Consider the following 14,329-nt stretch of genomic DNA (forward strand, 5'->3'; position numbering starts at 1 on the left):
CACCTCTAGAGTTCCGACGCCGGCACGCCGACGCCCAGGATCAGCGGGCCATCGCCCTCGTCGGTGCCGGTGGCCGGCTCGGCCTGCTGGGGCTTCGCGGGGGCCGAGACGGACCGCGTCTGGCCGCCGACGGCGCCCGTGGACTGCTCGACGCGGGTCACCTCAGCCGAGCCCTGGCCGCTGCGCGCGCCGCGGCTGCGGCGGCGTCGGCCCGGGCGCTCTCCCTCGGCGGGCGTGTGCCGCTCGCCCGTGAGCTGGTCGAAGGCGTGGCTGAGGTCGTCGAGGCTCAGGATCGGGGCCGGCGCGGGGGCCTCGGGCACTCCCTCTCCGTGCGGCAACTGGATCCGCTCCCCGCCGATGGTCAGCACGGCCGGGGCGCCGTGGCCGGAGGCCGGGGGCGCCGGCAGGCGCGGCGTCGAGGCGGTGGGCAGCGGCAGGCCGAGCGGACCCGTGGCGACCTCGGGCGCAGGCGGGGCGGCGAAGGCCGCGGGGACCTCGGGCGCCTCGGCCTCGCCCTCGCCACGGGCGGCGTGGGCCGGTGCGCCCGCGGCGGCCGGGGCTGGGGTGGCCGGCTGGGACGCGAGTGCCTCGGCTGCGTGCGACTGGGCCTCGGCCGCGCGGGCCGCGGCCACCTCGTCGTCGTGCAGGTGCGCAGCGTGGGCCGCCGCGGCGACCGCCGCGAGGGCAGCGCGCGTCGCCTGGGCCCGGGCCTGCCGCTGGGCCTCGTCCGCGGGGACCGGAGCGGGCGCCGGTGCCGGGGCCGGCACGGCCTCGCCGGCCTGGCCCCCACGCCGGCGCCGCTTGCGGCCAGCACCGGCGCCGGCGCCGTTGGCGTCGGAGCGGGGCTGCTGGGGCTCCGCAGCCGGGATCGAGGGGCGGCCGCCGCGCTCGATCGGCTCGTCGTGGGTGATCACGCCGCGGCCCGCGCACACCTCGCAGGTCTCGCTGAAGACCTCGAGCAGGCCCGTGCCCATGCGCTTGCGGGTCATCTGGACGAGGCCCAGGGACGTGACCTCGGCGACCTGGTGCTTGGTGCGGTCGCGGCCGAGGCACTCGACGAGGCGGCGCAGCACGAGGTCGCGGTTCGACTCGAGGACCATGTCGATGAAGTCGATGACGATGATCCCGCCCACGTCGCGCAGGCGCAGCTGGCGGACGATCTCCTCGGCGGCCTCGAGGTTGTTCTTCGTGACCGTCTCCTCGAGGTTGCCGCCCGAGCCGGTGAACTTCCCCGTGTTGACATCGATGACCGTCATGGCCTCGGTGCGGTCGATCACGAGGGAGCCGCCCGAGGGCAGGAACACCTTGCGGTCGAGGGCCTTGTGGATCTGCTCGTCGATGCGCCACTGCGCGAAGACGTCGTCCTCGCCCTGGTACTTCTCGAGCCGGCCGAGGAGGTCCGGGGCCACATACGTCACGTAGGCCTCGATCGTGTCCCACGCCTCCTCGCCGCTCACGATGAGCTTCGAGAAGTCCTCGTTGAACACGTCCCTGACCACCTTGATGGTCAGGTCCGGCTCGCCGTAGAGGAGCTCGGGGGCGAGCACCTTCGTCGAGGACGCCTGGGACTGGATCGACTCCCACTGCGCCCGCAGGCGGTTGATGTCGTGGGTGAGCTCCTCCTCGCTCGCCCCCTCGGCCGCGGTGCGCACGATCACGCCGGCGTCCTCGGGGAGCCGGTCCTTGAGGATCCGCTTGAGCCGGTTGCGCTCGACGTCGGGCAGCTTGCGCGAGATGCCCGTCATGGACCCGCCGGGAACGTACACGAGGTACCGGCCCGGGAGGGAGATCTGGCTCGTCAGGCGGGCACCCTTGTGGCCGACCGGGTCCTTCGTGACCTGGACGAGCACGGAGTCGCCGGACTTGAGCGCGTTCTCTATGCGCCGCGGGGCGCCCTCGAGGCCCGCCGCGTCCCAGTTGACCTCGCCCGCGTAGAGCACGGCGTTGCGCCCGCGCCCGATGTCGACGAACGCGGCCTCCATCGACGGCAGGACGTTCTGGACCTTGCCGAGGTACACGTTGCCGATGAGCGAGTCCTGCTGCGTCTTCGAGACGAAGTGCTCGGCGAGCACGCCGTCCTCGAGGACCGCGATCTGGATGCGGTCCTCCTTCTGCCGCACGACCATCTGCCGGTCGACCGACTCGCGGCGCGCGAGGAACTCGGCCTCGGTGATGACGTGCCGGCGGCGGCCAGACTCGCGGGACTCGCGGCGGCGCTGCTTCTTCGCCTCGAGGCGCGTCGAGCCCTTGACGCTCTGGACGCGGTTGGACGTCCCCTCGGAGGGGGTGCGCGGCGCGCGGACCCGCGTGATGGTGTTGGGCGGATCGTCGTCCTCGCCGCCCGTGAGCTCGAGGTCGGCCTCGCCACGGCGGCGGCGACGACGACGGCGCGAGGTGACCTCGTCGGCGTCGGCCTCCTCGTCCTCGCCCTCCTCGGCGCCCTCCTCGCCCGTCTCGTCGCTGACGCGAGAGCGCCCGCGGCGGCCCCGGCTGCGACGACGGCGGCGCGAGGGCAGCGTCTCCTCGTCCTCCTCGGTCTCCTCCTCCTCGGGCTCCTCCGCAGGGGCCGGGCGGACGATCGCGCTCAGGTCCGGGGCCTGGAACAGGAGCGAGGTCGGAGAGACGGCGTCGCTGAACAGGGCCGCGAACCCGCTGAGCTCCTGGTCCTGGGTCGCCTCCTCGGCCTCGGGGGAGGCAGCTGCCTCGACCGGAGCGGGGGCAGCCTCCTTCGCGGCCGGCGCCTGCTGGACAGCGGCCTGCTGGACAGCGGCCTGGGGGGCAACGGCCTGAGGCACCTCAGCCTGCACGGTGTCGGCCTCGGTCGCGCCCGAGGGGGTGACGGGGGCTGCCACGGGGGCAGCCGACGCCCCGGCGGCGCGGCGCCGGGCGCGGACCGAGCTCTTCGCGCGGGACGCAGGCGCCGCGGACTCTGCGACGGGGGCCTCGGCCGGCGCCGGGGCCACAGCCTCGGGGGCAGGCGTCGCCGCGGCGGACTTCGAGTCGGCCTGGGCGGCCGCTGCGCGGGCGCTTGCACGACGGCGGGAGCGCACGGGGGCGGGTTCGCGCGGCGCCGCCTCGGGCTGGTCCGCCTCGGGCTGGTCGGCCCCGGGCTGGTCGGCCCTAGGCAGTGCGGCTTCAGACCGCGCAGCCTCAGCCTGCGCGGCCTCGGCCTGCGCGGCGCCCTCCTGCACAGCGCTCCCCTGCTCGTGTGCAGGCTCCTCCGCGGCCTCCTCGGCCGGGGCGGTCTTCTTGCGGCTGCGCGGCGCGCGCTTGGGCTTCTCGGGGGCGAGCTCCGCGGTTGACGCGGCCTCGGCCGCCTCCGCGGCCGGTGCTGCCGCCTCCCCGGAGGCGGGGGCGTCGGACGCCTCCGTCCCCGCGTCGGCGGCGTCCGCGGGAGCGGTCGTCGTGGCGGCGGTCCGCCGCCGAGCCGTCCGGCGACGAGGCTTCTCCGTCTCCTCCGCAGGGGCTGCTTCAGGGGCCGTCTCGCCGGCCTGCTGTTCGATATCCATCTGTGCGTACTCCAAAGGCCGCCCCAAGCGCCCCCACATACGGCGCTCGCGGCGGCACCACGAGCCGGCACCCGCAGGCGCCGACAGAAGTCAGTCCGTTGCCCGCGCGGGTGCGCCGCGCAGGGCCGGTGCCGCGTGCAACCCGCCTACCGTCAGGGCCGGCCAGGTGCCGCTCTGGCCCCCCGTCCCCGTGCGGACCATCGATCCGGCGGGGCCCTCAGGGGGCCGGCGGTCTTCGCGCTGAACACCGGACCGGCCACTGCATGTGGGACAGTGCCCGGCCACTGGCATTCTCTCACACGGCCGCCCTCCAGGAGACGAAGCCGGGCGATCCGTACGGCCCGCGTCCAGCCTGCCGTCCTAGAATGCCGCCAGTAGGCGAGGAAGGACCGCTCACCCATGTTCACCCAGACCCCCACCGTGCCGGCCGCCGAGACCGGACCCGCGATGGCCCGCACCCGGCCGTTCGCCTGGCTGCTCCTCGGCACGAGCATCGTCGGCTGGCTCGCCTCGGGCGCGCTCGTCCTCGAGAAGCTCGAGAAGCTCGAGAACCCGGACCACGTGACCGTCTGCGACGTGAACCCCTGGATCTCGTGCGGCGAGGTCATGGAGACGTGGCAGAGCTCGGTCTTCGGCTTCCCGAACATGTTCATCGGGATCGTCGCCTTCGCGGTGACCATCACGACGGCGGTCGGCCTCCTCGCGGGCGCCCGCTTCGGGCGGCCGTACTGGATCGGGCTCCAGGTCGGGGTCACGCTCGGCTTCGCGTTCGTCGTGTGGCTGTGGACCCAGGCGCTCTACGCGATCGGGATCCTGTGCCCGCTCTGCATGGTCGTGTGGGCCATGATGATCCCGATGTTCGTCTGGACGACCGCCCGGAACGTGATCCAGGGCGTCATCCCGGCCCCGCCCGCCGTCGTCCGCGGCCTCGCCGACTGGGGCTGGGTCATCGTGGCCGTCCTCTTCGTGGGCGTCGCGGCGTCGATCTTCTTCCGGTTCATCCACATGTTCGTGCCCTCGACGATGTAGCTGCCCGGCCAGGCGCGGCTTCTGTCCACGGCGGCCCCCCAGAGGCACGAAGGGCGCCTCCCGCATCTGCGGGAGGCGCCCTTCGCCTCGGCTCAGCGGCTCACGCGCCGAACCAGATCTTGATCTCGCGCTCAGCCGACTCGGACGAGTCGGAGCCGTGGACGAGGTTCTGCTGGACCTTGAGGCCCCAGTCGCGGCCGAAGTCGCCGCGGATGGTGCCCGGGGCCGCCGTCGTCGGGTCGGTGGTGCCGGCGAGCGAGCGGAAGCCCTCGATGACGCGGTGGCCCTCGAACACTGCGGCGACGACGGGGCCGCCGGCCATGAACTCGAGGAGCGGCTCGTAGAACGGCTTGCCCTCGTGCTCGGCGTAGTGCTCGGCCAGCAGGTCCCGGCTCGGCACGAGCTGCTTGAGCTCGGCGAGGCGGTAGCCCTTGGCCTCGACGCGGGCAAGGATCGTCCCGGTCAGCCCGCGGGCCACGCCGTCCGGCTTGACGAGGACAAGGGTGCGTTCAGTGCTCACAGATGCTCCTGGATCGGGGTACTGGGGTTCCGTGCCAGTCTACTTTCCGTCGGAGGCCCCACCGGCCTCCTCCGGGTGCGCCTTCTCCCACTCGGCCTGCTCCCGCTCGCGCTGGGCGCTCTCGCGGTCGATCCGCGCGCCCGTGACGAGGCCGTACCACCACGTGAGGGCCAGGACGCCGCCGACGGCGAACATCATGGGCTCGAGGAAGCCCATCGCGACCAGCACGGCCTGGAGCGCCCACCCCACCCAGACGCCCCACGGCCGTGCGACGACGGCGCAGGCCAGGACGAAGACGACAACGAGGCCGAAGCCGCCGAGCAGGACGAGGGGCGCGCCGAGCTCCCGCCCGCGCAGGCCGAACACGACGAGCGTCGCGAAGAACACGACGAACGCCTCGGTCACGAGCGTCAGGGACGCGAACATGACCCTGACGCTGCGGCGCTTCTTCGGCATGCCGGGGCGCCACTCGCGCTGCGCCTTGGTCAGGCGGGCCATCACGAGGCCCCCTTCCCGAGCAGGAGCCGAGCCTCGCCGACAACCGTGATCGAGCCGGTCACGAGCACCCCGCCGCCGAAGTCGCCCGCGGCGTCGGCGCGCTCGACCGCGTACTCGAGGGCGTCGTCGAGCTTCGCCTCGACGTGTACCGCGTCCTCGGCGAAGCCGAGGTCCAGGGCGAGCTCGGCGAGCTCCTCGGCGGGGATCGCGCGCGGGGAGCCGGACTGGGTGAAGCAGTATTCGACCGGCAGCTCGGCGAGCTCCTCCTGCAGGGTCCGCAGGATCTCCTCGGCGTCCTTCTCGCGGAGCACGCCGAGGACGACGACGAGCACCGAGAAGTCGAACGCCTCGGCCAGGGCGACCGAGCTGACGCGGATCCCCTCGGGGTTGTGGGCGGCGTCGAGCACGATCGTGGGCGAGGTGCGCACGACCTCGAGCCGGCCGGGCGAGCTCACGGACGCGAAGGCCTCCCGCAGGACGTCGGCATCGAGCTCGCGCTCGCCCCCGCCGATGAACGCCTCGAGGGCCGCGATGGCGACGGCGGCGTTCTGCGCCTGGTGCGCCCCGTGCAGCGGCACGGGGATGTCGTCGTAGCGGCCCGCGAGCCCCTGGACGGTCACGAGCTGCCCGCCGACGGCGAGCGAGCGGGACTCGACGCCGAACTCGACGCCCTCGAACCGGTAGGCCGCGCCGACCTCGCGGGCCTTCTCGAGCAGGACCTGGGCGGCCTCGGCGGGCTGGGCGGCGCTCACGAGGAAGCCGCCCGGCTTGATGATGCCGGCCTTCTCCGCGGCGATGTCCGCCTCGGTGTCGCCGAGCAGGTCGGTGTGGTCGAGGGAGATCGGGGTGACCACCGAGACGGCGCCGTCCCCGACGTTGGTCGCGTCGGTGATGCCGCCGAGGCCGACCTCGATCACGGCGACGTCGACGGGCTCGTCGGCGAAGACCGCGAAGCCGAGGATCGTCACGCACTCGAAGTACGTCAGCCGGGGCTGCCCTGCGGCCTCGAGCTCGGCGTCGACAATCCCCAGGTAGGGGGCGATCTCGTTCCAGATCCGCACGAATGTCGCGTCGGGCACGGGCTCGCCGTCGATGCTGATCCGCTCGGTCACCTTCACGAGGTGCGGGCTCGTGTAGCGTCCCGTGCGAAGGCCGTGGGCCCGCAGGCCCGCCTCGATCATGCGGGCCGTGGACGTCTTGCCGTTCGTTCCGGTGATGTGGACGATCGGGAAGGCCCTGTTCGGCTCGCCGAGGACGTCCATGGCGCGGAAGAGCGGCGCGAGCCGCGGCTCCATCTTGTTCTCGGGGGCACGGCCGAGGAGCTCGGCGTAGACCTCCTCGACGGTCGTCAGCTCCGACAGGCCGCCGCTCACAGTGCACCCTCCCCTGCCGGCTGCCCCGCGGACTGCGCGCCCGCCGGTGCAGCAGACTCCGCTGACGCGAGGACCTCGACGGCGGCCGACGGCTCGGCGTCGGCCTCGACGAGCACAAGCTCGACGCTCAGGGTCTCCCCGGCCACGAGCTCCTCGTGGGCGCGGGCGGCGGCGAGGACGTCGCCGCGCGCCGTGATCGTGGTGCGGATGCGGTCGCTCACGTTGAGGTCGGCGTCCTTGCGGGCCTGCTGGACCGTGCGGACGAGGTCGCGGGCGAGGCCCTCGGCCTCGAGCTCCGGGGTGACCTCGGTGTCGAGGACCACGAAGCCGCCGCCCGGGAGCATGGCCACGGCGGCGGAGGCGCCGGCCTTCGCCGGGTCCACGACCGTCTCGAGCGTGTACTCGTGCGGCTCGAGCTTGAGCCCGCCCGCGGTCACGGTGCCGGCGTCGGAGACGGACCAGTCGCCGCTCTTGCTGCCCTTGATGGCCTGCTGGACGCCCTTGCCGAGGCGCGGGCCGGCGGCGCGGGCGTTGACGACGAGCTTCCGCTCGATGCCGAACTCCTCCTCGCTCGCCTCGGCAGCGTCGAGCAGCCGGACGGACTTGAGGTTGAGCTCGTCGGCGATCACCGGCTCGGTGCCGGCCAGCGCGCCGGCGTCGGGCACGACGACGGTGAGCGCCCGCAGCGGCAGCCGCACCCGCAGCTTCGCGGCCTTGCGCAGCGACGACCCGGCCGAGCACACGGCCTGGGTGCGGTCCATCTGCGCCACGAGCGCCGCGTCGTCGGCGAAGAGGCCGGCGTCGGGCCAGTCGGCGAGGTGCACCGAGCGCCCGCCGGTCAGGCCGCGCCAGATCTCCTCGGTCACGAGCGGCAGGAGCGACGCCGACGCGCGGCACACGGCCTCGAGGGCGGTGTAGAGCGCGTCGAACGCGTCCGCGTCCTCGTCGAAGAAGCGCTGGCGGGAGCGGCGCACGTACCAGTTGGTCAGCATGTCGAGGTACTCGCGCAGGACGTCGCACGCACTCGAGATGTCGTAGGCGTCGAGGTGCCCCTGCATGGCCTCCACGAGGCGCCCGGTCTCGGCGAGGAGGTAGCGGTCCAGCGGCTCGGTGTAGCCGTCGTACCGCAGGCGCGCCTCGTAGCCGGACTCCCCCGCAGCGTTCGCATAGAGCGTGAAGAAGCTGTACACGTTCCACAGCGGGAGGATCACCTGGCGCACGCCGTCGCGGATGCCCTGCTCGGTGACGATGAGGTTGCCGCCGCGCAGGATCGGGCTCGACATGAGGAACCAGCGCATCGCGTCCGAGCCGTCCCGGTCGAGGACCTCGGAGACGTCCGGGTAGTTCCGCAGGCTCTTGGACATCTTCTGCCCGTCGGAGCCGAGGACGATCCCGTGGCTGATGACGTTGCGGAACGCCGGGCGGTCGAAGAGCGCCGTCGCGAGGATGTGCAGGGTGTAGAACCAGCCGCGCGTCTGCCCGATGTACTCGACGATGAAGTCGCCCGGGTTGTGCGTCTCGAACCAGTCCTGGTTCTCGTGCGGGTAGTGCACCTGGGCGTAGGGCATCGAGCCGGAGTCGAACCAGACGTCGAGGACGTCGGGGACGCGCCGCATCGTCGACTGCCCCTCCTCGGGGCTGCGCGGATCGTCCGGGTTGGGGCGCGTGAGCTCGTCGATGAACGGCCGGTGCAGGTCAGGCTCGCCGGCGTGGTTGAGAGGCAGCCGGCCGAAGTCGCGCTCGATCTCGGCGAGCGAGCCGTAGACGTCGGTCCGCGGGTACTCCGGGTCGTCCGACACCCAGACCGGGATCGGGCTGCCCCAGTACCGGTTGCGGCTGATGGACCAGTCGCGCGCGTTCTCGAGCCACTTGCCGAACTGGCCGTGCTTGACGTTGCCGGGGATCCAGGTGATCTGCTCGTTGAGCTCGATCATGCGGTCCTTGATCTTCGTGACCTCGACGAACCAGCTCGAGACCGCGCGGTAGATCAGCGGGTTGCGGCAGCGCCAGCAGTGCGGGTAGCTGTGCTCGTAGCTGGCCTGCTTGACGAGGCGGCCCTGCTCGCGCAGCACGCGCGTGATGGGCTTGTTGGCCTCGAAGACCTGCAGGCCGGCGATGTCGGCGAGCGGGCCGGACGCGAAGGTCGAGAGGAAGCGCGCCCCCTCGTCCACGGACAGGATCACGTGGATGCCGGCGGCCTCGCAGACCTTCTGGTCGTCCTCGCCGTAGGCCGGGGCCTGGTGGACGACGCCGGTGCCGTCGGTCGTCGTGACGTAGTCGGCGACGAGGATCTGCCACGCGTTCTGCGTGCCCCACGTCGAGGCGTCGGCGTAGTAGTCCCAGAGCGGCTCGTAGCGGATGCCCTCGAGCTCGGCCCCGGCGAGGGTGCGCTCGACGGCGGAGAGGGCGGCAGCGCCGTCGTCGTACCCCAGATCCTTGGCGTAGGAGCCGAGCAGGTCCTCGGCGAGGAGGAACCTCGCGCCGTCGAACGCGCCCTCGCCAGCGGCCTTCACCCCGTTCGGCCCTACGGGCACCACGGCGTAGCGCACCTCGGGCCCGACGGCGAGGGCGAGGTTCGTGGGCAGGGTCCAGGGCGTCGTCGTCCACGCGAGGGCGAGCACGCCCTCGAGCTCGCGCGAGAGCTCGGACTCGCCGGCGCGCAGGGGGAACGTGACGGTGACGGTCTGGTCCTGGCGGTCCTTGTAGACGTCGTCGTCCATCCGCAGCTCGTGGTTGGACAGCGGTGTCTCGTCCTTCCAGCAGTACGGCAGGACGCGGTAGCCGTTGTAGGTCATGCCCTTCTCGTAGAGCGTCTTGAAGGCCCAGATGACGCTCTCCATGTACTCGACGTTGAGCGTCTTGTAGTCGTTTTCGAAGTCGACCCAGCGGGCCTGGCGCTTGACGTACGCCTCCCACTCGTGGGTGTACTTCAGGACCGAGGCCCGGCACGCGTCGTTGAACCGGTCGACGCCCATGCGGTCGATGTGGGCCTTGTCGCTGATGCCGAGCTGCTTCATGGCCTCGAGCTCGGCGGGCAGGCCGTGGGTGTCCCACCCGAAGCGGCGCTCGACGCGGCGGCCGCGCTGGGTCTGGTAGCGGGCCACGAGGTCCTTCGCGTAGCCCGTGAGCAGGTGGCCGTAGTGGGGCAGGCCGTTGGCGAAGGGCGGGCCGTCGTAGAAGACGAACTCGTTGTCGCCGTTGCGGCCGGCGTCCCGGGCGTCGATGGAGGCCTGGAACGTGCCGTCCTCGTCCCAGTACTTCAGGATGCGCTCCTCCACCTCGGGGAAGCGCACAGCGCCGGGCTGCGTCCGGCTGGGGGTGCTCTCGCTGCTGACTGCGTCCGCTGCGCTGGTGGCCTTGGGGTACACGCTCACTCGGATCCTGGCTCGCTGCTGACGATGCGAGGACGGCCTCCGCCCGGATCTGCCGGGAGGCACCGCGGTACCACCTCACTTGCCCGCCGGCGTCATGCCTGCACAGCGGGCCTCTCATTGCGGCTGTGACGGGCCTGCCCGTCCGGTTCTACTGGGCCGCCGCAAACAGGCGCGTGCCGTTCTTCCGGAAGCTCACCGGTGATGGCCGGGTCAATGCTTTGGGGTCAAGTCTACGGCGAGCCGCCCGCGCGTGTCGAAGCGGGGCCGGCGGGAACAAATGACAATTTATCTAGCAACTGGACTTATTGGCAGTGGCCGCCGATACTGCTGGGGTCGGCACCTGATGAGCCCTTCCCGAGGAGGCCCCATGCCCCGCTTGTCCAGCCCCTGGACCCGAACCCGGTGGACGCTCGACGGCACGCGGACGCCGTCCGGTCCAGCCGGCCCGAGCCTTGCGCAGGCCGAGGGCCTCGTCCGCGCCGGACGCCGCCTCGGCCTGCGCCTGCAGATCGCGCAGACCGGGAGTCCCGTGTCCCTCGGGCCCGCTCGCGAGGCGGCCGCCTATCGCGTCATCCGCGAGGGCCTCGCCAACGCCGCCGCGCACGCGGACGCGGCGTCGCCGGTCGTGCTCGAGCTCCACTGGTCGCCCGGCGGCCTCGAGCTGCGCCTCACTGACACCCCCGGGGAGACGTCGCTCGGGCAGCTGCTCACCGCCGGGGCGGACATCGCTGCCCTCGAGCAGCACGCGGCACGCGCCGGCGGCGCACTCCGGGCGGGCATGAGCCCAGACGGCTTCTCGCTCCTGGCCCGCTTCCCGGCTCCGAACTCCTCGGCACGGCCGTGGCGCCGGTCGACCAGGTGGCCCGGGAGGCTCAGGGGCCGCCGGTTGAGCCTCTGGGCCGCGACGTCCGCATGAGGTGATCGCCCCGCGGGTCAGCGCACCTTCCGTGCGAGCAGCTTCCGCAGGACAACCGCCTGGTTGTGCTCCTCGTCGCGCGCCCCGTAGACGAGCTCGACGGCGTGGTGGCCCTTCGCGGCGTCGGCCAGCGTGGCGAGGGCATCGGAGCCCGCGAGCTCGTCCCGGTACCGGCGCTCGAACTCCTCGAAGCGCCCCGGATCGTGGCCGAACCACGTCCTGAGCTCCGTCGACGGGGCGACCTCCTTGAGCCAGAGGTCGACGGCGGCGTCGTCCTTGCTCAACCCGCGCGGCCAGACCCTGTCGACGAGGATCCGGTACGTCCCCTCCGGCGAGGCCTCGTAGACCCGGCGGATGCCGATCGCGCCCATGCGCCCCATGCTAGGCCGCACCCACCGTTCCGTCGCCGATACAGGCGCAATCCATGGAAGAATTGGGCCCATGCCTGAAGCAGCCACCGCGGGTACAGACACGCCCGGAAGCACCCTGCACACCCGAACGACAGTTCCCGACAAGCCGGCCCTCGAGGGCCTCGAGTCCAAGCTCACCGAGCGCTGGCTCGCAGAGGGGACCTACCGGTTCGACCCCGAGACCACGCGGGAGCAGGTCTACTCGATCGACACTCCCCCACCCACGGCCTCGGGCTCCCTGCATGTCGGCCACATGTTCTCCTTCACGCAGACCGACCTGCTCGCGCGCTACCAGCGCATGACGGGCAAGAACGTGTTCTACCCGATGGGCTGGGACGACAACGGCCTGCCGACCGAGCGGCGCGTGCAGAACTACTACGGCGTGCGCTGCGACCCCTCGATTCCGTACGACGCCGACTACCGCCCGCCGGCGCAGCCCGCCAAGAACCAGCGCGACTTCGACGTCGTCTCGCGCCGGAACTTCATCGAGCTGTGCGAGGAGCTCGCGGTCGAGGACGAGAAGGTCTTCGAGCACCTCTTCAAGACGCTCGGCCTCTCGGTCGACTGGAACCTGACGTACCGGACCATCGATGCGACATCGCGTGCGGTGTCCCAGCGGGCGTTCCTCAAGAACTTCGCGGACGGCGACGCCTACCTCGCCGAGGCGCCGACCCTGTGGGACGTGACGTTCCGCACCGCCGTCGCCCAGGCAGAGCTCGAGGACCGCGAGGTCCCCGGCGCGTACTACCGCTACGCCTTCACGACGCCAGACGGCGAGCCCATCCACATCGAGACGACGCGCCCCGAGCTCCTCGCGGCCTGCGCGGCCCTCGTCGCGCACCCGGACGACGAGCGCTTCCAGCACCTCTTCGGCACGAAGGTGACCTCGCCGCTCTTCGGCGTCGAGGTCGAGGTGAAGGCCCATCCGCTCGCGAAGCCCGACAAGGGCTCGGGCATCGCAATGGTCTGCACCTTCGGCGACCTCACGGACGTCACGTGGTGGCGCGAGCTCCAGCTGCCCACGCGGGCCATCATCGGCCGCGACGGCCGCATCCAGAGCGAGACCCCGGACTGGATCACGACCGACGAGGGCCGGGAGGCCTACGCCGAGATCGCGGGCAAGACGGCGTTCTCCGCCAAGGAGGCGGTCGTGAAGATGCTCACCGAGCGCGGACTCCTCGACGGCGAGCCGAAGAAGATCCTGCACCCCGTGAACTTCTACGAGAAGGGCGACAAGCCGCTCGAGGTCGTCACGAGCCGCCAGTGGTACATCCGCAATGGCGGCCGGGACGAGGACCGGCGGGCGACCTTCATCACGCGGGGCCGGGAGCTCGAGTGGCATCCCGCGTTCATGCGCTCGCGCTACGAGAACTGGGTCGAGGGCCTCAACGGCGACTGGCTCATCTCGCGCCAGCGCTTCTTCGGTGTTCCGATCCCCGTCTGGTACCGCCTCGACGAGGACGGCAACCCGGACTACGCCTCGCCGATCGTCCCCGCAGATGAGGCGCTCCCCGTGGACCCCGTCGCGGAGCCGGCGCCCGGGTACGAGGAGTCGCAGCGCGACGTCCCCGGCGGCTTCACGGGCGATCCCGACATCTTCGACACGTGGGCGACGTCCTCGCTGACGCCGCAGATCGTGGGCGGCTGGAGCACCGACGACGAGTTCTACAGCAAGGTGTTCCCCTTCGACCTGCGCCCGCAGGCCCACGAGATCATCCGCACGTGGCTCTTCGCGACCGTGGTCCGCGCGGAGGAGCTGCACGGCCAGGTGCCGTGGAAGCACGCCGCGATCTCGGGCTGGGTCCTCGACCCTGACCGCAAGAAGATGTCCAAGTCCAAGGGCAACGTCGTGGTCCCGACGGACATCCTCGAGGAGTACGGCGCGGACGCCGTCCGGTACTGGGCCGCCTCGGCCCGGCTCGGCGCGGACACGGCGTTCGAGGTCGCCCAGATGAAGATCGGCCGGCGCCTCGCGATCAAGATCCTCAACGCGTCCAAGTTCGTCCTCGGCCTCGGCGCGACGGAGGCGGACGTCCTCGCTGACGGCTCGGACCCCGTCCTCGTCAACGCCCTCGACCGCGCGCTCCTCGCCCAGCTCGCTGACGTCGTGGAGCAGGCCGGCGCTGCCTTCGCCGCCTATGACCCGGCCAAGGCGCTGCAGATCACCGAGTCCTTCTTCTGGCAGTTCACCGACGACTATGTCGAGCTCGTCAAGGACCGCGCCTACGGTGCCCAGGGCGACGAGCAGAAGGCCTCGGTCCTCGCGGCCCTCGCCACGACGCTCGACGCGCTCCTGCGGCTCTTCGCCCCGATCCTGCCCTTCGCGACCGACGAGGTGTGGAGCTGGTGGCGCTCGGGCTCGGTGCACCGCGCCGCGTGGCCTTCGCCGGTTGCCGTGGCCGACGGCGACACGGGCATGCTGCCGACGGTCGGCGCCGCGCTGTCCGGCATCCGCAAGGCCAAGTCCGAGGCGAAGGTCAAGCAGCGCACCGAAGTGCTCTCCGCCGTCGTCTCGGCCCCGGCCGAGCAGCTCGCGCAGCTCGAGGGCGGCCTGGGAGACCTGCGGGCGGCGGCCAACGCCCGTACGATCGAGCTCGTCAACGGGGCCGACGAGCTCACGGTGAGCGCCGTCGAGCTCGCCCCGACAGAGGCCTAGGCCAACTGCAGCGGCGGCCGGCCCTCCGGGCCGGCCCCCGCGTC

Annotated in this window: 9 protein-coding genes; 3 read left to right on the forward strand and 6 right to left on the reverse strand. The window is 72.2% G+C overall.

Annotation, left to right across the window (positions count from 1 at the left end; all coding sequences use genetic code 11):
- Nucleotides 1-5: 5 nt before the first annotated feature.
- Complete coding sequence (locus ACUYMY_RS09945; RefSeq protein WP_481703408.1) at nt 6-3,509, reverse strand: Rne/Rng family ribonuclease; 3,504 nt, start codon at nt 3,507-3,509, stop codon at nt 6-8.
- A gap of 399 nt (nt 3,510-3,908) precedes the next feature.
- On the opposite strand from ACUYMY_RS09945, the gene ACUYMY_RS09950 reads away from it, so the two are divergent.
- Nucleotides 3,909-4,538 (forward strand): vitamin K epoxide reductase family protein, encoded by a 630-nt coding sequence (locus ACUYMY_RS09950; protein ID WP_481703409.1) that lies wholly within the window; start codon nt 3,909-3,911, stop codon nt 4,536-4,538.
- A gap of 100 nt (nt 4,539-4,638) precedes the next feature.
- Here ACUYMY_RS09950 and ndk read toward each other — a convergent pair whose 3' ends face one another.
- The 4 genes from ndk to ileS are packed head-to-tail and all read right to left on the reverse strand — an operon-like array spanning nt 4,639 to nt 10,303.
- Nucleotides 4,639-5,058, reverse strand: coding sequence for a nucleoside-diphosphate kinase (ndk, locus tag ACUYMY_RS09955; RefSeq protein ID WP_481703410.1), 420 nt, complete (start codon nt 5,056-5,058; stop codon nt 4,639-4,641).
- 39 nt (nt 5,059-5,097) lie between these two features.
- Nucleotides 5,098-5,556, reverse strand: a complete 459-nt coding sequence (locus ACUYMY_RS09960; protein WP_481703411.1) for a DUF4233 domain-containing protein — start codon at nt 5,554-5,556, stop codon at nt 5,098-5,100.
- Nucleotides 5,556-6,929: a bifunctional folylpolyglutamate synthase/dihydrofolate synthase gene (locus ACUYMY_RS09965; protein ID WP_481703412.1), complete on the reverse strand. Its 1,374-nt coding sequence runs from the start codon at nt 6,927-6,929 to the stop codon at nt 5,556-5,558. Before ACUYMY_RS09965 ends, ACUYMY_RS09960 begins: the two co-directional genes overlap by 1 nt.
- Nucleotides 6,926-10,303 (reverse strand): isoleucine--tRNA ligase, encoded by a 3,378-nt coding sequence (gene ileS / locus ACUYMY_RS09970; RefSeq protein ID WP_481703413.1) that lies wholly within the window; start codon nt 10,301-10,303, stop codon nt 6,926-6,928. Before ileS ends, ACUYMY_RS09965 begins: the two co-directional genes overlap by 4 nt.
- Nucleotides 10,304-10,670: 367 nt before the next feature.
- Here ileS and ACUYMY_RS09975 point away from each other — a divergent pair, with 367 nt between their 5' ends.
- Nucleotides 10,671-11,219 (forward strand): hypothetical protein, encoded by a 549-nt coding sequence (locus ACUYMY_RS09975; RefSeq protein WP_481703414.1) that lies wholly within the window; start codon nt 10,671-10,673, stop codon nt 11,217-11,219.
- Nucleotides 11,220-11,236: 17 nt separating this feature from the next.
- Here the strand turns inward: ACUYMY_RS09975 and ACUYMY_RS09980 are convergent, their stop codons facing one another.
- Nucleotides 11,237-11,590 carry a DUF488 domain-containing protein gene (locus tag ACUYMY_RS09980; protein ID WP_481703415.1) on the reverse strand — a complete coding sequence of 118 codons (354 nt, stop codon included), beginning with the start codon at nt 11,588-11,590 and terminating at the stop codon, nt 11,237-11,239.
- Nucleotides 11,591-11,660: 70 nt separating this feature from the next.
- Between ACUYMY_RS09980 and valS the strand changes: the two genes are divergently transcribed.
- Nucleotides 11,661-14,285, forward strand: coding sequence for a valine--tRNA ligase (gene valS / locus ACUYMY_RS09985; protein WP_481703416.1), 2,625 nt, complete (start codon nt 11,661-11,663; stop codon nt 14,283-14,285).
- Nucleotides 14,286-14,329 lie beyond the last annotated feature (44 nt).

Source organism: Sinomonas sp. T428B, assembly GCF_056780155.1.

Coding starts and splice junctions, on each gene's coding strand:
- ACUYMY_RS09945 (WP_481703408.1), bottom strand. CDS start 3,509: ATGGATATCGAACAGCAGGCCGGCGAGACGGCCCCTGAAGCAGCCCCT.
- ACUYMY_RS09950 (WP_481703409.1), top strand. CDS start 3,909: ATGTTCACCCAGACCCCCACCGTGCCGGCCGCCGAGACCGGACCCGCG.
- ACUYMY_RS09960 (WP_481703411.1), bottom strand. CDS start 5,556: ATGGCCCGCCTGACCAAGGCGCAGCGCGAGTGGCGCCCCGGCATGCCG.
- ACUYMY_RS09975 (WP_481703414.1), top strand. CDS start 10,671: ATGCCCCGCTTGTCCAGCCCCTGGACCCGAACCCGGTGGACGCTCGAC.
- ACUYMY_RS09980 (WP_481703415.1), bottom strand. CDS start 11,590: ATGGGCGCGATCGGCATCCGCCGGGTCTACGAGGCCTCGCCGGAGGGG.
- valS (WP_481703416.1), top strand. CDS start 11,661: ATGCCTGAAGCAGCCACCGCGGGTACAGACACGCCCGGAAGCACCCTG.